Origin of the sequence: Nonlabens sp. (assembly GCF_039941875.1) — a bacterium.
GTDB lineage: Bacteria > Bacteroidota > Bacteroidia > Flavobacteriales > Flavobacteriaceae > Nonlabens.
Window position 1 is genome coordinate 182,690 of the sequence record NZ_JBDVDQ010000009.1, and the last position, 18,825, is coordinate 201,514.

Sequence of the window (18,825 nt, forward strand, 5' to 3'; positions counted from 1 at the left end):
GGGATAGATGTGCTAGTTTACTTATTCTTCTGTAGAGTATTCTCTAGAAGTATCGTTATTCTTTGAGTTTACCGCTTTACCTGATTTCAATGTCTTGGTAACTGTTCTATAAGGTCCAGTAATTACTTTATCACCTTTATCAAGACCAGAAAGTATAACGATATTTTTATCGTCTTGAATACCTGTTGTTACTACTCTTAATTTTGCCTTACCGTTAACTTCCAGATAAACACATTCAAATTTTTCATCGCTAGTAGAAACATCGTTTTTAGATGGAAATGCTTTTTCTACCGTATCATTTTTAATAACTATAGAACTAATAGGCACTGCGATTGCATCATTCTTTTCTCTAGTAATAATGTCTACCGTAGCGGTCATACCTGGTTTAAAAGGACTATAGTTCTCACTCTTACCTTCTACTAACTCTTTATAGCTGTCTGGCAAGATTCTAACTTTTACTTTAAAATTAGTCACCTGGTCTGCACTCAATGTACCTGTTGCGGTGTTTGCTATTTCTGTAACCTCACCTTTAAATTCTCTTTTAAGATAAGCGTCTACTTCTACTATAGCTTTGTCACCTACTTCTATCTTAACGATATCATTTTCATTTACATCTACCTCCACTTCCATTTGAGAAAGATCTGCAACGCGTAGTAATTCTGTACCGGCCATTTGTTGTGTACCTACTACTCTCTCACCTAACTCTACTGCTAGCAAAGAAATAGTACCTGTCATAGGTGCAAAAATGCTAGTACGTCCTAAATTATCTGTAGCTTCATTGACTGTTGCTCCAGCACTTTGAACTGAATAATAAGCAGAACGTTCTGCAGCTTTTGCTCTTTCATAAGATGCAGTACTTGTATCAAAATCTGATTGTGAAATCACTCCTTTTTCAAAAAGGGTAGAACTACGCTGGTAGTTAGCCTTAGCTTCGGCAAGAGTTGCTTTTGATTGCTCATAACCTGCTCTAGTATTTGCTAGACCAGCTCTAGACCTACTAACGTTAGACTGCAGTAAATCTGGATTTATCTTTGCAAGTAAATCTCCTTTTTTAACTGCCTGTCCTTCTCTTATAGGTAATTCGATAATCTCACCTGGCACTTCTGGCGATATACTCACCTCTACTTCTGGTGTTATTTTACCAGTAGCACTTACCGTTTCTATAATATTCATGGATTGCACATCCATAACCTCTACAGAAATACCTTTATCGCTAGAACCAGCAATCTTCTGGTAGCCAAAAAAGCCTATAGCTCCAATAGCTAGAAGTATTACTATAATTATTATCGCCTTTTTCATGGTTGGGTTTTAAAGTTTTAATTCTTCTGGAGCTATGCCGTTGAATAATTCCAATACTTTTAGCTTAAAGATATAATCGTATTTATTGCTTAACAAAGAACTTTGAGCATTAGTAAGTGCCGTCTGTGCCTGATTAAAGTCAAAGGCATTCATAAGACCTACATTGTAACGCTCTCTAGCATAATCAAATGCCTGCTCTCTCGCCTCTAATGCAGAGGAAGCACTTTCATAAGCTGCCTTAGAACCTTTGGCATCGTTATATGCTTGATAAATATTACGTTTTAGAGTCAGTTTAGTCTGGTCTTCTGTAAGTTTATTACTTTCTACATTAATCTTACTACGCGCAATATTATTGCTCACAGACCAACCATTAAAAATAGGTACACTAAGGCTTAGTCCATAAGAGATACCATCATTACGAGATAATTGATCAAAAAATGGATCTGGGTTACCTACCGTAGATGTGAAGTTAGGAGCTACAACACTCTGGTTAGTACCTTCTACAATACCTATCTGTCTAGTAGGTGCATTAGTATCTAAAAAAGAATTAAAATTACCCTGTCCAGACTCTCTCGTATTGTAATTAAAGAAAGCTGAAAGTCTAGGTAACACAGCTGCCTTTGCAATTTTATAATCTTGCTCTGCAAGTAACGTATTTTGTTCGGCTATTTTTACTTCAAATCTTTTTGAACGTGCATTTTCATAAATATCTGTCACCGCTTTATCCAGAACAAAACCATTAGGATCAGTTAAATTAGGGTCCTGCACATCAAAATTTGTAAAATCATCTAAGTTTAAAATTTGAGCTAAAGCGATTCTAGAATTAACGATATTGTTAGTAGCAGATATAATTTGCTGTTCTTCATTTGCATATGTAGCTGCTATCTCTAACAAATCACCACGTGGTAATGAACCGGCTTCTACTAGTTGAGAAGTGCGATCTATTTGAGCCTTAGTCAGTATATGTTGAGTTTCTAGTCTTTTTAAATTTTCTTTATTAAAAAGAACATTTAGATAAGAGTTTGCTACGTTAAGTAAGGTATTATCTTCTATTAACTCAGAATTATATTCTCTTGCTAGAATACTCATCTTTGCTCTTTGTAGTCTATAAACATTTGCCCAACCATCAAATAGTGTTACACCAGATGTAATTCCATAAGAGGAGTTACGTGTAGTTTGAGTTTGTAAAACTCCTGTTGTAATATTTTGAGTAAGACCTGTATTCCATGAATTACTAGCACTTGCATTAAGTGAAGGCAGGAAAGAACCTAAGGCGTCTTTCTTATCTAACTTTGCAACTTCCGTATTCAGGTCTGCTTGTTTTATATCTATATTATTCTCAATAGCGTACTGGACACATTCTTGTAGGGTCCAGACTTTTGTCGATTGCGCTTTCGCGAAAGCGAAACTTAAAAGAACAATACTGCAAATTATTAACTTCTTCATAATGTGATAATGTCTATATGTAGATTAAAAATGTAATTTGTTACAGAAAAAATAGGAGCCTCTAAAAATTAACGCCCAATTGGCGCTTTAAGAGGATTCCAAACTTTAATCTCATCTGATTCTGTAACGCCATTTTTAATTTCTACGTTGATTCCATCGCTTAAACCTAGTTCTATATCTCTTCTTTCAAATTCTTGATCACCAGTCTGAATTTCTATAAAAGGTTTTTTAGTTTTAGGATCGTATTGCACAAGCGCCTCTTTAACTGCTAGCACATCAGTTACTCTATCTAAGATAATACTTGCATTTGCGCTAAGACCTGCACGTATAAATGTAGAATCTTGCGCAACAGTTTTTAATGTTCCCTTAATTTCAAATTGAATAGCTCCATTTTCTGATAGCCCTTTAGGAGCAATGTAGTCTAAAACAGCATCAAATTTCTTATTATTATAAGCTCCTACTGTAATCTCTAATGGTAGTCCTTCTTTTATCTTCCCTACTTCACTCTCATCTACTTTACCTTCAAAAATCATTTTCTTAACATCTGCAATAACAGCTATAGAAGTACCGTCATTAAAGTTGTTTGCTTCTATTACTTGATTCCCTTCTTTTACTGGTACATCTAAGACCATACCTGAAACCGTTGCACGTACACTAGTATTGGCATATTCACCTAATCCAGAAGTAGTTCCTGTTCTAATAATGTCATAGTTTTGCAAAGAACTAGTTAAACTCACTTGTTCTTGTTTATAACGCTGTACTGCATTATTGTATGCATTTTGTGCTATATCAAAGTCATTTGCTGCGATTACTCCTTTATCAAATAACTCCTTTTGCCTATCATAAATAGCCTTTTGATTATCTCTAGCAAGTTGTGCAGTTTCAACAGCTGTACGCTGTCCGGCGATATTATTTTTTGCCGTAGTAAGAGAACTCACATTAGGAACTACTTTAATTTCTGCTATTAAATCACCAGCCTCTACATAATCACCTGCTTCTACATGTATTTTATCAATCACACCAGAAATATTAGGTTTAATATTCACCTCTTCTTTAGGGACTATACTACCTGTAGCAACTGTTTCTTTTAGAATAGTTTTCTTCTCAGCTTGCTCTGTCTTATACTCCATAGGATCTTCAAGATCTTTAGTATAGATATACCAGATACCTGCTGCTGCTGCAAGCAAGATTACTAATAATGTTATGACGGTTCCTGTACGTTTCATTTATGATTTATTAATGGATGATTCTTATTTATTCTGTTCTTAAAGCATCTACCGGTTTCATCGTGGTAGCTCGAGAGGCTGGGATAAAACCAGCGAGTAGTCCAGCTATACTTAATATGATTAAAGCAATAACTACTACTACAATATTTACTGAAGGGTTTGCAAAGTTTTCTACTGGACCATTATTATCTAAGAAATAATTCATAAACCAAATAAGCCCTGCCGAAAACGCAATACCTGCAAGCCCTGAAATTAATGTCAATACGATAGACTCTTGTAAAATTTGAGATTTAATAGCCCAAGGAGTAGCACCTAAAGCGCGACGTACACCTATTTCATTAGTACGTTCTTTAACTACAATAAGCATAATGTTAGAAATACCTATACCACCGGAAAGTAGAACCAATGCACCTACAAAATACCCTACGAAAGAGAGAATATCAAATAAGCCTGTGAATTTTGCAAACAGCTCTGCTCTATCAAAATTACCTATCGCACGTTTATCATCTGGATGGACACTACGTTGCTCTCTCATAACAGAGAGAACCTGCTCTTTAACATCTGTTATACTTACATTATCACGAGCTGTTATAGCCATCCATTGTACATTATCTGCAGTATTGAATGCTTTGGCAAATGACGTAAATGGTATAAAAATAGTATTAGCCTCTTCCTCACTATCTCCTTGCGTATTAGGATTTTCAAAAACACCTACTACCTTAAAATTTACTCCTTGTAATTTTATATATGTTCCTATAGGTTCTTCACCTATGTCATAAAGTGATTTTACTACATCAGTACCTATTACAGCACTTTTCATTTCTTTTTGAATATCAGAGTAATTGAGCCATCTGCCCTTTACAATATCCATATACTGTTGGTAAATGTATTCTGGATAATCACCGTTTACTTGAAAAGCTCCAGTTTTCTCATCACGAGTCACGTTGTTTGCACCTTGATAACCACCTAATTGTTGTCTCGGAGAAACATATTTAAGAGAAGGTATTTTTTCTTTTAGAACCTCTACATCAGAAAGTTTAAATTGAACTCTACGACCTTTGTTCATTCCTTTGTAAGGTATGGATGTACTTTGTCCCCACATGAACATAGAGTTAGTAGCACTATTTGCAAAATTTGCAGTAGCACCATTTCTCAATCCATTAGTTAATGCTAGTAATGCTACTAAAATAAATATACCCCAAAACACACCAAAAGCGGTAAGCAATGTTCTCAACTTATTAGCATTAAGTGCTTCTATTATTTCTATCCAGCGGTCTCTATTGAACATATTACTCGTCTCTTAAGGCTTCTATAGGTTTAATATTTGCTGCTCGTCTAGCAGGTATAAATCCAGCTAATGTACCTGCGACAATTAGTATAATAACTGTAGTTATAGAAGTAGTAAAATCTACTGTAGGGTTATTTATAAAATCAGTCTCTGCATATGGCGCGATCAACTGTAATAATCCTACACCAGCAAATAGACCTATTAAACCAGAAAGCGCGGTTATAAAAATAGACTCTTGCAAAATCATCCATACAATTTCACCAGGCAGCGCACCTAGAGCCTTACGTATTCCTATCTCTTTTGTTCTCTCTTTTACAACGATCAACATGATATTCCCTACACCTACTACACCTGCGATAATAGTACCTATACCTATGAACCAAAATACCATTCTTATCGTGTCTATTAAGCTATAAATTTTCTTAGCCTCTTCAAGAGTATCATCAACTCTTACCGCAATTCTATCATCTGGCGCAACACTGAATTTTGTTCTTAAATCTTGATCTATGGATTTAGTCAGCGCAGCGCTTAAAGCCACAGCCTCATCAAAGTCATCACTCATCTTTATGGTATAAGCAATACGATTGATATTTTGACCTGCGTTAAAAACCTTTTGAGCTGTTGTCATAGGGATGAATAACCTAGATTCTTCTCGACTACCACCAGGATCTGTATAAACACCGACTACGGTAAAATTAATATTATTATTGAGTAGAATAATCTCTCCTATAGGATCCGTATCTGGAAAAAGATCTTCCTTCATTTGATATCCTAACACGGCAACTTTACGAGACTCATCCACATCGGACTGACTTAAGAATCGTCCTTGAGTTAAAGTTGCATTTTCAATAAATTGTTGATCTGGGAAGGCACCTTCTATACGGTAAGTCCCTTGCTTTTCTTTATAATTAACCTCTCCACCCCATGTATTATAAAGACTAGTCTTGTATTCTATTTGATCTTCATACTTACTATTAAGAGTCTCATAATCAGAATTAGTCATTTGCAACTGCCTACCAGGGTTAAGACCATTGTAACCTTTGGTAGTCGTACGCGTACTTACCTGTATGCGGTTAGTAGCGTCTCCCTCAAACTGAGCGCGAACACCATTTTCTATACCAGAAGAAAACCCTAAAAGAATAACGAGTATAAATATACCTGCTGCGACAGACAGACTGGTCAAAAAAGTACGCAGCTTATTTTTACTTATGGTTTCAAAAATTTCTTGCCATCTCTCAATATTAAACATGAGCAGATGCTTTAACCTGATTTACTAATCTATCGTCTATAATTCTCCCATCCTTAAGATTCACGACACGCTTAGTCATTTCGGCTATATCTGGTTCGTGAGTTACGATAAGAATAGTTCTACCTTCATCGTTGATACCTTGAATAAGTTCCATAACCTCATAAGAAGTTTTTGTATCTAGAGCTCCTGTAGGCTCATCGGCAAGTAAAACCTTAGGATCACTAGCGAGAGCACGTGCTATAGCAACACGTTGTTTCTGACCACCAGAAAGCTGGTTAGGCAAGTGATTTGCCCAGTCTGCAAGACCTACTTTTTCTAGATAGTGCATAGCTTTTTCATCACGTTCTTTACGACCTACTTTTTGATAATAAAGAGGCAACGCTACGTTATCAACTGCCGTTTTATAATTGATCAAATTAAAAGATTGAAAAATAAATCCTAAAAACTTGTTGCGATATTGTGCAGCAATCTTTTCATTTAGATTTTTTATAGGAGTATTATCCAGCAGGTAAGTACCTTGATCTGCCTCATCTAACATACCTAATATATTAAGAAGTGTAGATTTTCCAGATCCTGAAGATCCCATAATAGAAACTAATTCACCTTCTTTTACGGAAAAATCAATACCTTTTAAAACATGCAATGAGGTATTTCCTGTAACGTAAGACTTCTGCAGATTAGTAATTTCGATCATGGCTAGTGTTTATGAAACCTAATTAAAAGGCCTATTTCTAATAGACCCTAAAATTGCGCACTTGTTACACTAAAAATTATAATAAAATGTTAATATCTATAAATCGACATCTATTTGAAATCTCTATAGATAGTGACTTACAGATTATTACGAATCACTTTCCTTAGTCCCCTTTTGGGTATTTCTATAAATCATGTAAATAATCGCACCGACTAACAAGTATGGAAACACCATTAAGTAGGTAATTCCGTTGTTAAGTCCTTCGGCAGCTGCGGTATCTCCAGAGCTTTCTATAACGGCACGGCACATGGCGCATTGCGCTTTCGCGAAAGCGGGAAAACTAAAAACAATAACTAGAATAAATAACTTTTTCATAGTAAAATATTAGTAGTAAGGCTGCATGAAAACATACACTAAAACACCAGTAACAGCAACATATAACCAAATAGGAAATGTCCAACGAGCTATCTTTTTGTGTTTTTCAAACTTTTTATTCCATGCAAAGTACATCGTGTACAACACTAATGGTAAAATAATACCAGAAAGAACGATGTGAGTTAAAAGTATAAATAAATAAAGTGCTTTGAGCGGTGCTTCATCTGGATAAGGTACTGGGTCATTGCTTATTTTAGAAATCACGTAACTAACTAAAAACACAGCACTCAACAAAAAAGCTGTAGTCATTACCCACCTGTGCGCCGTCCTACTTTGCTTTTTAATAAGAATAAAACCTGTAGTTAATAATACAGCAGTCATACCATTAATAACAGCATGGAATAATGGTAATAAACCAGAATCTATACCCAAAAAGTTATAACGCTCTGGCATGAGCATTAAAAAAACTACTACTAGCGGTACTAGAATCGATATGATTATAATAATTGCCGGACCTCTTTTCTCTAACATGTCTTACTTATTTAAAAGTGTTTCTGCATCCTCAATTATCTCGTTTAATTGAGCAGGTATATCATTTTCCTGAACACCACTATAGTGATATATCCAGTTTTCATTATCCTTATCGATACGCACCTTACGAGAACGTATGTAACCGTCTCGATCTACTAATGCAAAATTACCGCTGTGTTCAAAACGTATCGCCTCGTCATCACTCTCACCTACATAAGCGTTAAACCCTTCACGACTTAGTTTATAAGTAGCTTCTTTATCTCCTACTAGAAATTGCCAGTGATCATTTGCATGATACTTAGCAGCATACTCTTTTAAAACAGCTGGTTGATCGTGATCTGGATCTATAGTTATGGAAACAGTTCTGAAATCTTCGTGACTAGAAAGTGCTTCACTAACCTTAGACATATTTATACTCATAGGTGTGCAGATGGTAGGACAGGTAGTAAAGAAGAAGTCAATTACATAGACTTTACCAAGAAGAGAGTCATTTGTAATCGTATCACCATCTTGGTTTACAAATTTAAAATCTGGAACCTTATTGAATTTTTTAAGAAACTTATCTCCCACAGGCACGCGATCTTCTGACCTGTTGCTATCTACTATCTTATCTTTATTCACATAATGAACCACGTTAGTAATAGCAAAATAACCGAAAATGATAATTATAATACCTAATCCAACGTAGTAAGGAGTATCGCTTTTCTTATCGCTCATCTTTCTGTATTTTTTGATCTCTATTTTTCTTAAATGCAAATCTATACTCTGCGAGCAAGACTCTCATATCATCCATCATTCTTTTATTAAGATTTGCGATAAGATATGTATCATAACCATAAACCATTCCTAGTTCAGGATCGTCATTGCGACCTCTCAAGGACATTTGTTTATCGATTATAAACGCATGCTCTGAAGACAGATCTTTATTAAGACTTAAGTCAGACTCAAAAGAATTAAATAACTTATTTATCGCGTTTTCACTACCTACTAAAAAATGCCAATCTTTGAGATCTGTACTTTCTTCCATTTGCAGTTTGATCTCTTCTATATCTTCCACCCCAGTTTCTGGAAGAATACTTATCATTTGAAATCCATCAAACTCATGGAAGTCCTTGTAAACCTTTTCATTTACGTTAGAAACATACCCTATTCTTTTATATGGGTCACTACCTAAGAAAGTAATAATAGAGACACTGTCTTTTAAATGAATAGGCTCGCCATCTAAATTCTTAAAACCATCTAGACCTGAAATCTTTTCTGTGACAATAGGCAAAGTTTTAAAATGATGTTCTCCATTTAAGAAAAACAAATAAGTAAGTAATGGTAAAGCAAACAGTATAACTAATACACTAATAATTGCAACTCTATTAGTTTGCTTAATCCCTTCGGCTTCAGGAAATTTAGACATAATTCTTATTTAAAAATGAGGTATAAAAAAGGACGGAAAAACCGTCCTTTTTTATATGTTTATTTAGTAGCCACTAGAAGTCAAAACTTACAGCTGCATTTTTATAAACTTGATAGATATACTCTCCTTCTACTAACAGAATAACCATTAAGTATATAATTAAGAAAACTGAAGTCCATACCACAGATCTTCTTAAGCCGCTCGTTTCATCTCTCATGTGCATGAAGTCCCATGTGATATAATAAGCTTTTACTAAAGTAAGAATTATAAATATCCAGTTTAATAATTTGAGACCTATAATTTTCCCATTTAAAAAATCTGGTTTAATGTAACCTAAAGCTACTTCTACAATCGTAATCAAAGAAAGGAATATTAATACACCCCAAATCTTTTGCGTATTAGACTTGAACTTTAAAGTCCCTCTAAAAATCGCTAATTTATGTCCGTCGTGTGCTGCGTGATCTGCCATTTGAATATCTTAAAAAATTAAACTAGGTAGAAGAATGTAAATACAAATACCCAAACTAAATCTACAAAGTGCCAGTAAAGACCTACTTTCTCTACCATTTCATAACTACGTCTTTTCTCATATGTTCCTAAAAGAACATTAAAGAAAATGATAATATTAAAAATTACACCAGAGAAAACGTGAAAACCGTGAAAACCAGTAATAAAGAAAAAGAAGTCTGCAAATAGAGGAGCACCGTATTCATTTTCAGTAAGGTTTGCACCTTCCACAACACCTACAGCGTCTTTATTTAATTTTATTAAAGCATCTTCTCTAGAAAGAACTAATTTCTCACTAGCACCAGTTTCTTCATTTACGATTAACTGTTGTGTTCTTATAGTAACATTAGGATTATCTACAAAACCTTTCTTAACCTCTTCAATAGTATAAGTAGCATTGTACTCACCAGAAGTAGTATACCAGATACCTTCGCTATTACCGTAAGTATCTACATCTCTAGGACCTACTTCAACAAACTCATTTAAAGCGACTCTTTCACCAGTTTTAACATCTAAGAACTGAAGTATTTTACCACCTTTAGTCTTTACTGCACCATACTCACCAGCGATAAAGTTTTTCCATTCCCAAGCCTGAGAGCCTACGAATATCAAACCTCCGATAATAGTAAGTAACATATAAAGAGATACTTTTTTCTTATTCATGTGGTGTCCTGCATCTACTGCAAGTACCATAGTAACAGAAGAACCGATAAGAATAAAGGTCATCAATGCCACATAGAACATAGGCGCATCAGTGCCATGTAAGAATGGGAAGTGATTGAACACCTCATCTGCGATAGGCCATTCTTCTATAAATTTAAATCTTGAGAAACCGTAGGCTGCAAGAAATCCTGTGAAGGTTAATGCATCCGATAGGATGAAAAACCACATCATCATTTTCCCGTAGCTGACGTTAAGCGGCTTAGACGCTCCACCCCATTTTTGACCTTCGGTACCAGTAGTAGCTACTGTTGTGTCCATAACTTTAGATTAGTTGTAATATATTGCAAAAATAGGTTAAAAAATATCTTTAGCAAAAACTAAAAACAGAAGAAGAAAAATCCATAGCACATCTACAAAGTGCCAGAAGATCGCTCCTAATTGAAAACCTAACATTTTTTCATTAGAATATTTTTTTGTCACAGCCTTAAACGTAATGACTGTTAGGGAGATAAGCCCTGCAACTATATGCGCTAGATGCGCCATTACCATGATGTAAATAAACGATCCAGCGACGCTACTTCCTTTTCCTGTAAAGAAAATTCCAGCATCGGTTAATGACCCAAAAGCCATAAATTGCATAATTACAAAGGTTGTCCCCAGTAAAAAAGTGATAAAAGTAAGAATAGCAGCACCAGATAAGTTATTACTTTTTAAACTTTTCTTTGCTAAAAATAAAGTTAGAGAACTCAGTAAGATAACTCCTGTGCTATAGAAAAACTCTGTAGGTAAATCTACATCTACCCAGTCTCTACGGCTGCTACTTATAATATAAGCACTAGTTAACCCTGCAAACATCATGGTAAGACTCATGATGGCAAACCACATCATCTGTTTCTTAGATCTCGCGATTTTTTCCTTAAAAGGTAATTCAGTTATATCAGTCATTTTTATCTAATAAATTTATCTACCACATAAATTATCTGAATAAGTGTGATGTAACTGACACTTACTAACATTAATTTTTTTGCAATAGCATTACTTCTCTCTTTATATAATTTAATCGCGTAGTATAAAAACCACCCTCCTAATAATCCAACTATCACGGCACTATATGGCGTCATATATAAATCTCCAGTAACACCAAAAACAGGCACTAAAGAAACCATAACTGTCCAGATAGTATATAATATAATTTGCACTGCTGTACCTTTATCTGCCGCACCAGTAGGAAGCATTTTAAACCCTCCGGCTTTATAGTCGTCTTCTAACATCCATCCTATCGCCCAAAAGTGAGGAAATTGCCAAAAAAACTGCAACATAAACAAAGTTCCTGGCTCTATACCAAAATCTCCACTAGCAGCAACCCAACCTAACATGTAAGGAATCGCTCCTGGAAAGGCACCTACAAACACACATAACGGAGTCCTAGTCTTTAACGGAGTATAAACCGCCGCATATAGCAAGATACTTAACGCGCCAAAAAATGCCGTAGCAAAATTGATAAGAAACAGCATATAAATACCGCTCAAAGCCATTACAATACCGTAAATCCAAGCATTTTTAACAGACACTCTACCGGTAGGTAACGGTCTGTTTTGGGTGCGCTTCATTAACGCATCTAGATCTTTTTCTATAATCTGATTAAAAACATTTGAAGAACCCACCAGAAAATAACCACCTATGCATAAAAGAACAAGGGTTTGCCATTCATATGTATTTGCAGCTAGAAAATATCCAGCTATAGATGAAAACACCACAACTATGGATAGTCTAGGCTTAGTAATCTCGATGTAATTTTTCAACATACTAGGAGATCGTTCTATGGCATTTACTTCTGTCAAAAAAGCTGTTTTTAAAGGAGTGCAAAGATACCTCACAACTACTTTGTTGCAAAGGTTTTAAAAAGCTTTCGGTCTAATTTATATTAATTGTACGATTAATTGATTTAAAATGAAATTTTATAGATGTTCCGCTTTCGCGAAAGCCAGACCTCAACAACATTTTTTAACAAAAAAAAGCTGCCTCTTTATAACAAGAAACAGCTTTTTATTATGGAAAACAATATTAATTATTGAATCATGATCTTTTCAGTAAACACATTATCGTCACCTTCTACCTGAAGAATATACCATCCAGAACGTACACTAGACATGTTAGAAAGACTTAATGTTTGCTGATTTACATCTAGTTCTTCTTTCAAAATCTCTTGTCCTAGAGAGTTAAATAAACGAGCCGTCCATTTTTCTGAAACTACATTACCAGTATTTATATGAATCACATCACCTGTTACCGGATTAGGATATACAGAGACTGCAAGATCTGTAACAGACTCATTTGATAATGTCACATTCTCAAAAAATATTTCAAAACGCTCTTCCATCTCTGCAGGATCTACTACAAAATCGATAGCATTATTTACACCATAATTAAGAGCCGTTACTGTACCTGTAACATTATCTCTGATAAATGCATTTACACCAGGTACCGCTTCCATCTTAATTGCTAGGGTATAATTAGCACTCATGTAATTAGTAATACGTAAAGGAATCACATCTGCATTAACAGGTAATGGTCTTGATTCTATTGCAAGATTAGCAGAGTTACTTACTATAGATAATGTCTCGTCTAGATTACTAAACTTCACCGCATCACGCTCATCAATTGCAAGGTTTTCTGTATCAGAAAATCTTACTAAAACACCGTCTTGGGCAGTTAAATTATTTACATATCTACTAGTTTCATAAAGATTAACAGTTAACATATTATCTAAAACAGGTGCAGAAAATATTCCAGCATCCATTAAAGAAACTTTATCATCGATGTGAAAATCTATAGTCCCAGGAGTAAGAGCCTCTATAAAGAAAGACTGTCCTGGCTCTACAATATTACTAGCAAGAGACGCTCCTGTTGCACTACCACTAGGTAATGTAATAGTAGTATACGCTCCTCTAGTACCTAAAGTTGGATCCCAGTAGTAAGCAAACCCTATTGCTGTGTCAGAAGTTGCCAGACCTAAATCTACCTTAGACTGGTATGGATTACCTACTAGATTAAATCCTGTAGTAAGAGGTAAAGAAATATCATCTTGCTCTAAAATCCCTCGAGTTCTAAGAGTAGTAGTCATACCTTGTCCAGAACTATTATTATTAAGATCTAGATTACGATCTCCTCTTACTAGAACCCTATAAGCTTTACCTATACTGTGTAATGTAGTTTTAGTATTAGTAACTGCATTCCAGCTACCACCAGTATATTCAAATGCACTAGGATTACCAGTTGTAGTGAAATCTAATCCAGTAGCAGCATCTGCAGGACCACCTACATCACTTAACGTACCTAATATACCTGTTATCTGCATACCATATCCTACAGGTGTATTACCACCTTCTTGCCATGTATTAAATAAAGACTCTCCAGACACTGAAGATGTTAAAAATCTAAACGCTCGATTTCCAGAAATGTAACGCTCAACTTCTATCCCGTTTAAAGGGTTAGGGTTAAAATTACCATCACCTACTACCTGCGCCGTTTGTACAGAATTACTTTTAAAAATCACCTGCTCTAGTACGTCTCCAGTAGTCGACACATCATTACCAGCAAGATCTATTTCTCCACCTATATTAAGAACAGTCTGCCCACTTACAGCACTTAACCATAATATTTGATTTCTATCACTGGCAGTTCTATAATTAGTTAAAGATACCTCAAAGGCAGTAGCAGTAGATCTCAAGACAGCATCTACCATATCATTACGATCTCCATGTACCAAATATCCACTACCCATAACAGCAGCATTATCACCTAGAACAATGTTTCTACCCACGTATACATCAGATGAAACATTAAGAGTACCATTATCATTTATCGTTAGATCTTTACAAAGAAAACCACTTATCCCAGCAGAACTACCTGCTTCTACAATTACAACATCCTGCATAGAAGATGGTCTACCACCGTCTGCACCAGTAGGATCATTAACCCATCCCATGATATCGTTTCTATAAACATAATTACCTACCTCATCATCAGTAATAGTTCCTGTGGCACTATTGTAATTTAAATCCACCACATAAGAAGCGTCTGGCACTATACTTAAAACAATGGTTTCATGATGTTCAAAAACTTCATCTCCTTTAATACCTACATTTAACAATGCAACACCATCTGCATCGGTAGTAATTGTACCTGTAAGATTAGTTACAATATCCTCTCCAGGAATAGTATTTGCCGTTCCTGAGACAGAATAATTAATAGTAGTAACACCCATATTAGTATTTACAAATCTATAAACTAAAGTACCACCATCAGTTGCATTATCACCTTCTAGAGCACTAGCTGTAACCATCTCCACTCGCACGCCGCTAGGCAATGGTGTAGTATACTCCTGTATAGGAGAATCTGTTACTCGTTCTGATGGCAAAGCAGATACTTTTCTAGCCACCCATCTTACCGTTCCATAATATGGAGGTACCGTTCCAGAGTACGTACCTAAACCATCAGTAGAACTAAGTGGCAACACTTCTGGCGTCGCACGTATACCTGTAGGTACAGTCAGTGGATCACAACCAGCGCCTAAACAGTAAAAGATGCCCGACCTAGCACTATCGTAGGTAGGATCTGTATCACTTACGAGATCAATTGAAATGTTAACATTATCTGCTCCAGAAGGTAGCATTGGTGCCATAACGGCATTAGACCATACTTGTGCGTTCCCTATTGCACAAGAGGTCATGACCATCAAGATGATGGCCTTTAGAATTCCCCTATTCATAATTCTTAAAATTAATTCAGGGCAAATAACTCATTTACATATCAATCGTGAAAGCGTTTTAAGAAAACAATAAAATCTTTTCGTCGAGGAGATTATAAAGTCCGTTTAACGAATTATATTATCATATTTTAGAATTAATAATATAAAAATCAATGCTATAATTAACAATAATGGAATTTTATAAGTCTCGCTTTCGCGAAATCGGAATTTCAATAATCAGAGAAATAGAAATAGAAATAAAAAAAGAGACCCTTCAATGAGAGTCTCTTTTAAATATAACTGAATTTTACAACTATTTTTTCTTAATTAATTTTGCCGTTCCTAATCCAATCGCCGCCACAACAGCAACAACCAGACCTGGAATAGGTGCTGTATCTTCAATATCATCATCAAAACCTGGCTGAGCATAGGATACTGAAATCACCAACAACATTAAAATCAATAGTACATATTTCTTATTTCTCATAAATTTAATTTTAAATTAAAACACGCAATTCTTATTCAATTACAATTTTTTCGGAAACGGTATTTTTCCCATCATTTAAATTAAGGATATAAACCCCTCTATTTAAATTAGACAATTTATCCATGACAATAACACCGTTAGAAGCGATTTCAACTTCTTTTTCTATCACTTGTTGACCTACCGTATTAAATAAAGTAACATTACACTTTCCAACCATGGTGTTACCTACATTAATATTAAGTAGGCCCGCACGTACAGGGTTAGGATAAATCAATAACTCATTTCCTACTATTAAGTCTTCATTACCTAGTGTAACTGGTGTAAAAACCAGATCAAATCTACCTGCAGCCGTTGTTTCTGGAATATTAGGATCTACCTGAAACGTAATTTGTGAAGAACTACCTTGATTAAGCAGCGTCATATTTGCACTATAATTATCTCTTAATGAGATCTCCATACCTGGAATAACTGGCACTGAAAGATCTAACGAATAATTTGAAAAAGTATAATTTGCTACATTTAAATTAATTACATGATTACTTAACGGCATTGAGCGCGTTTCAATAGCTAACAACTCTCCAGAACTATGCTTTACAGAAATACTCTCATCTAGATTAGAAATCTTTACAGCATCTCTTCCATCTACTGCATCATTTTCTCCGTCACCTAATCTTATAATTAATCCATCTTGAGCAGTTAATCCTGTAGCAAATCTATTTGATTCATATAATTTTACTCTGATGTCACTAACCACATTAGAAGATCTAAAAATATTATTTGCAGTACATCGAGAAACTTTATCATCTAGCTCAAAAAACACATTACCACCTATAACTGAATTCAGAAAAAATGCAGCCCCTGGCTCTATAATATTTGTAGCATCACCCACAGTACCCAAAACCTCTAATTCCCCAGGTGCTATACCAGCATCAGGAATTAATATGGTACTATAAGCACCTCTTGTTCCTTGCAATGGATCCCAATAATACATCGCATCAATACCTGCAGTTCTTGCAACAAATGCCATATCTACACTTGCTTGGTATGGATTTGCTACTAAATTATACCCTGTAGCAAGTGATTGAGTAAAATCAGCTTGTTGCAATCCAGATGCTGGACCGCAAATTCTCAATACTGTTTCTACAGGCATAGGATCGTTAACAGAAATATCTACATTTCTATCTCCTCTCACTATTAATCTATACCCTTTACCTATACTGTGCAACTCTGTTTTAGTGTTATCAATACTACCCCAACCTTGTGACGGATCATAATCAAACATAGAGAAATTACCTGTAGAGGTCGGATCAAATCCAGTAACTCCATCTGCAGCTGTATTAGGCGTTCCTGCCACACCAGTAATATGAGTACCGTAACCCACTGGTGAAGCACCATTTTCTTGCCAACTTTCAAAAACAGACGGTCCCGCAAGAGGACCTGCAAGAAATCTAAAAGCTCGTTGACCTGATATATAACGCTCTACACAAACATTAATTTGTGAGTCAATAGTACCTCCTGTACCAACAATAGACCCTGTAGCATTCACATCACTAGAAAATGTTATGTTAGATGTAGAAAAAGCTGGATCTAAAGACTTAACAATACCACCACCTGCTAGATCTAAAACACCAGAAATAACAAAAGGCTCATCACCGGTAGCACCGTTGACTCCTACAGAAGGCGCACCTATAGAAGCCCCTAAAGGATTTTCAATGCGCAAATTATTTACTCCTTGAGAAAACTGATCGTAACGAATTTCTGAAACAGCACCACTAGGTAACAAAACAATAGTTCCTTCTCCATCAACCGTTCCTTCCACCTCTAGATTTCCACTTATATTGATACCAAAGTCACTCTGTAATTCTGCATTACTACTTATAACTAAATCTTTGGTCGTTATTTCTGAACTTAAAACAGCAACACCTGCAGCTACAGTAACCACGTCGTTAACACTCGATGGAGGATTATTGAAATCACCCTCTGGATGGTCTACCCATACACCAGACATACATGTGTAGTCATAAGGACCAACACTGTAGGTCATGAAAGAGATTAGGTTAGAATAATCACTTAAAATACCAGAAGCACAACTAGCGGTTATATAAGAATCGTAGGTAGTTTCTGCAGCTAGACTACCAGCAGCGAGTGCAACAAAAGTATCACTAGTACTACCTGAAACAACAGGAGAATCTACATCTGGATCATCGCCAGTAGTATAAATTTCATATTGATAGCTCGTAGCACCAGGAACGGCATTCCAATTCAAATTTACCGCATCGCTTGTCATATTAGTCACAGCAGTTTGCACTGGAGCATCTGTAGCCAGAGATGTCTCAAATTTAAAATTAAAATCTTGAATCGCACCTGCTGATAATGCTCTACCTCCAGCATATGAATCTGTAGAGGTTCCTAAATTAGTAACAACAGAAGCAACACCATTAACAACAACAGTATATTTAGAATTAGGCTCTAACCTAACTGGTGTGGAGAAAACAGCTTTTAACTCTGTACTTAAAACCACAATTAAGCTAGTATTTGAAGCCAGTAAAGGACCATTAATACCTTCACCTTCTCTAACCTGTATGGATAGCCCAACACCAGCTACCAATAAATCTATATCAAAAGCTGCTGAATTTAAATAGGAAACTTTAGTTGGGTGAGAAGTAAAGGACTGTCCTACCCTATCTAACAAGCCCACATCTATTGAAAGAGAATTAGAACCAGTTGGAGGGTTTGCAATATCTACTTGAGCACATTGTGAGAAGACTTGGATTGAATTAACCATGAAAATAGCTATCAACATGATATGAGTAAATTTCTTCATAATTTTTAGTTTTAAAGTATTTATGTAATTTATCTCAGGGGTACTATAAAACTAAGAAAATAAGTAACCTTATGAATA

At 35.5% G+C, this 18,825-nt stretch carries 17 protein-coding genes; all 17 read right to left on the minus strand.

Annotation, left to right across the window (positions count from 1 at the left end):
• Positions 1–21 precede the first annotated feature (21 nt).
• Positions 22–1,299, minus strand: coding sequence for an efflux RND transporter periplasmic adaptor subunit (locus ABJF08_RS06110; protein ID WP_348115192.1), 1,278 nt, complete (start codon positions 1,297–1,299; stop codon positions 22–24).
• 9 nt (positions 1,300–1,308) lie between these two features.
• On the minus strand, positions 1,309–2,745 hold the full coding sequence (locus ABJF08_RS06115) for a TolC family protein (RefSeq protein ID WP_348115193.1): 1,437 nt from the start codon (positions 2,743–2,745) through the stop codon (positions 1,309–1,311).
• A 68-nt stretch (positions 2,746–2,813) separates the two neighbouring features.
• Positions 2,814–3,971 (minus strand): HlyD family efflux transporter periplasmic adaptor subunit, encoded by a 1,158-nt coding sequence (locus ABJF08_RS06120; protein WP_348115194.1) that lies wholly within the window; start codon positions 3,969–3,971, stop codon positions 2,814–2,816.
• Between the two features lie 28 nt (positions 3,972–3,999).
• Positions 4,000–5,259, minus strand: a complete 1,260-nt coding sequence (locus ABJF08_RS06125) for an ABC transporter permease (RefSeq protein ID WP_348115195.1) — start codon at positions 5,257–5,259, stop codon at positions 4,000–4,002.
• Position 5,260: 1 nt separating this feature from the next.
• A complete protein-coding gene (locus ABJF08_RS06130; RefSeq protein ID WP_348115196.1) occupies positions 5,261–6,508 on the minus strand; it encodes an ABC transporter permease in 1,248 nt (415 codons plus the stop codon).
• Positions 6,501–7,202 (minus strand): ABC transporter ATP-binding protein, encoded by a 702-nt coding sequence (locus tag ABJF08_RS06135; RefSeq protein ID WP_348115197.1) that lies wholly within the window; start codon positions 7,200–7,202, stop codon positions 6,501–6,503. The genes ABJF08_RS06130 and ABJF08_RS06135 overlap by 8 nt, the downstream gene beginning before the upstream one ends.
• Positions 7,203–7,349: 147 nt before the next feature.
• Complete coding sequence (locus ABJF08_RS06140) at positions 7,350–7,577, minus strand: hypothetical protein (protein ID WP_348115198.1); 228 nt, start codon at positions 7,575–7,577, stop codon at positions 7,350–7,352.
• A 9-nt stretch (positions 7,578–7,586) separates the two neighbouring features.
• Entirely contained in the window at positions 7,587–8,108 is a 522-nt protein-coding gene (locus ABJF08_RS06145) for a DUF420 domain-containing protein (protein WP_348115199.1), read from the minus strand.
• Between the two features lie 3 nt (positions 8,109–8,111).
• Positions 8,112–8,825, minus strand: a complete 714-nt coding sequence (locus tag ABJF08_RS06150) for an SCO family protein (RefSeq protein ID WP_348115200.1) — start codon at positions 8,823–8,825, stop codon at positions 8,112–8,114.
• Positions 8,815–9,516, minus strand: a complete 702-nt coding sequence (locus tag ABJF08_RS06155) for a membrane or secreted protein (protein WP_348115201.1) — start codon at positions 9,514–9,516, stop codon at positions 8,815–8,817. Before ABJF08_RS06155 ends, ABJF08_RS06150 begins: the two co-directional genes overlap by 11 nt.
• A 73-nt stretch (positions 9,517–9,589) precedes the next feature.
• Positions 9,590–9,985 (minus strand): cytochrome C oxidase subunit IV family protein, encoded by a 396-nt coding sequence (locus tag ABJF08_RS06160; RefSeq protein ID WP_298952214.1) that lies wholly within the window; start codon positions 9,983–9,985, stop codon positions 9,590–9,592.
• 17 nt (positions 9,986–10,002) lie between these two features.
• Entirely contained in the window at positions 10,003–11,004 is a 1,002-nt protein-coding gene (locus tag ABJF08_RS06165) for a cytochrome c oxidase subunit 3 (RefSeq protein ID WP_348115202.1), read from the minus strand.
• 36 nt (positions 11,005–11,040) lie between these two features.
• Positions 11,041–11,631: a cytochrome c oxidase subunit 3 gene (locus tag ABJF08_RS06170; RefSeq protein ID WP_348115203.1), complete on the minus strand. Its 591-nt coding sequence runs from the start codon at positions 11,629–11,631 to the stop codon at positions 11,041–11,043.
• Positions 11,632–11,633: 2 nt separating this feature from the next.
• Positions 11,634–12,491 (minus strand): heme o synthase, encoded by an 858-nt coding sequence (gene cyoE / locus ABJF08_RS06175; RefSeq protein ID WP_348115233.1) that lies wholly within the window; start codon positions 12,489–12,491, stop codon positions 11,634–11,636.
• A gap of 263 nt (positions 12,492–12,754) precedes the next feature.
• Positions 12,755–15,457 carry a T9SS type A sorting domain-containing protein gene (locus ABJF08_RS06180; RefSeq protein ID WP_348115204.1) on the minus strand — a complete coding sequence of 901 codons (2,703 nt, stop codon included), beginning with the start codon at positions 15,455–15,457 and terminating at the stop codon, positions 12,755–12,757.
• A gap of 292 nt (positions 15,458–15,749) precedes the next feature.
• Entirely contained in the window at positions 15,750–15,923 is a 174-nt protein-coding gene (locus ABJF08_RS06185) for a hypothetical protein (RefSeq protein ID WP_348115205.1), read from the minus strand.
• Positions 15,924–15,954: 31 nt separating this feature from the next.
• A complete protein-coding gene (locus tag ABJF08_RS06190; protein WP_348115206.1) occupies positions 15,955–18,747 on the minus strand; it encodes a T9SS type A sorting domain-containing protein in 2,793 nt (930 codons plus the stop codon).
• Between the last annotated feature and the right edge of the window lie 78 nt (positions 18,748–18,825).

Coding starts and splice junctions, on each gene's coding strand:
- ABJF08_RS06185 (WP_348115205.1), bottom strand. CDS start 15,923: ATGAGAAATAAGAAATATGTACTATTGATTTTAATGTTGTTGGTGATT.
- ABJF08_RS06170 (WP_348115203.1), bottom strand. CDS start 11,631: ATGACTGATATAACTGAATTACCTTTTAAGGAAAAAATCGCGAGATCT.
- ABJF08_RS06120 (WP_348115194.1), bottom strand. CDS start 3,971: ATGAAACGTACAGGAACCGTCATAACATTATTAGTAATCTTGCTTGCA.
- ABJF08_RS06190 (WP_348115206.1), bottom strand. CDS start 18,747: ATGAAGAAATTTACTCATATCATGTTGATAGCTATTTTCATGGTTAAT.
- ABJF08_RS06130 (WP_348115196.1), bottom strand. CDS start 6,508: ATGTTTAATATTGAGAGATGGCAAGAAATTTTTGAAACCATAAGTAAA.
- ABJF08_RS06145 (WP_348115199.1), bottom strand. CDS start 8,108: ATGTTAGAGAAAAGAGGTCCGGCAATTATTATAATCATATCGATTCTA.
- ABJF08_RS06165 (WP_348115202.1), bottom strand. CDS start 11,004: ATGGACACAACAGTAGCTACTACTGGTACCGAAGGTCAAAAATGGGGT.
- ABJF08_RS06140 (WP_348115198.1), bottom strand. CDS start 7,577: ATGAAAAAGTTATTTATTCTAGTTATTGTTTTTAGTTTTCCCGCTTTC.
- ABJF08_RS06125 (WP_348115195.1), bottom strand. CDS start 5,259: ATGTTCAATAGAGACCGCTGGATAGAAATAATAGAAGCACTTAATGCT.
- ABJF08_RS06115 (WP_348115193.1), bottom strand. CDS start 2,745: ATGAAGAAGTTAATAATTTGCAGTATTGTTCTTTTAAGTTTCGCTTTC.
- ABJF08_RS06180 (WP_348115204.1), bottom strand. CDS start 15,457: ATGAATAGGGGAATTCTAAAGGCCATCATCTTGATGGTCATGACCTCT.
- ABJF08_RS06155 (WP_348115201.1), bottom strand. CDS start 9,516: ATGTCTAAATTTCCTGAAGCCGAAGGGATTAAGCAAACTAATAGAGTT.
- ABJF08_RS06135 (WP_348115197.1), bottom strand. CDS start 7,202: ATGATCGAAATTACTAATCTGCAGAAGTCTTACGTTACAGGAAATACC.
- cyoE (WP_348115233.1), bottom strand. CDS start 12,491: ATGTTGAAAAATTACATCGAGATTACTAAGCCTAGACTATCCATAGTT.
- ABJF08_RS06150 (WP_348115200.1), bottom strand. CDS start 8,825: ATGAGCGATAAGAAAAGCGATACTCCTTACTACGTTGGATTAGGTATT.
- ABJF08_RS06160 (WP_298952214.1), bottom strand. CDS start 9,985: ATGGCAGATCACGCAGCACACGACGGACATAAATTAGCGATTTTTAGA.
- ABJF08_RS06110 (WP_348115192.1), bottom strand. CDS start 1,299: ATGAAAAAGGCGATAATAATTATAGTAATACTTCTAGCTATTGGAGCT.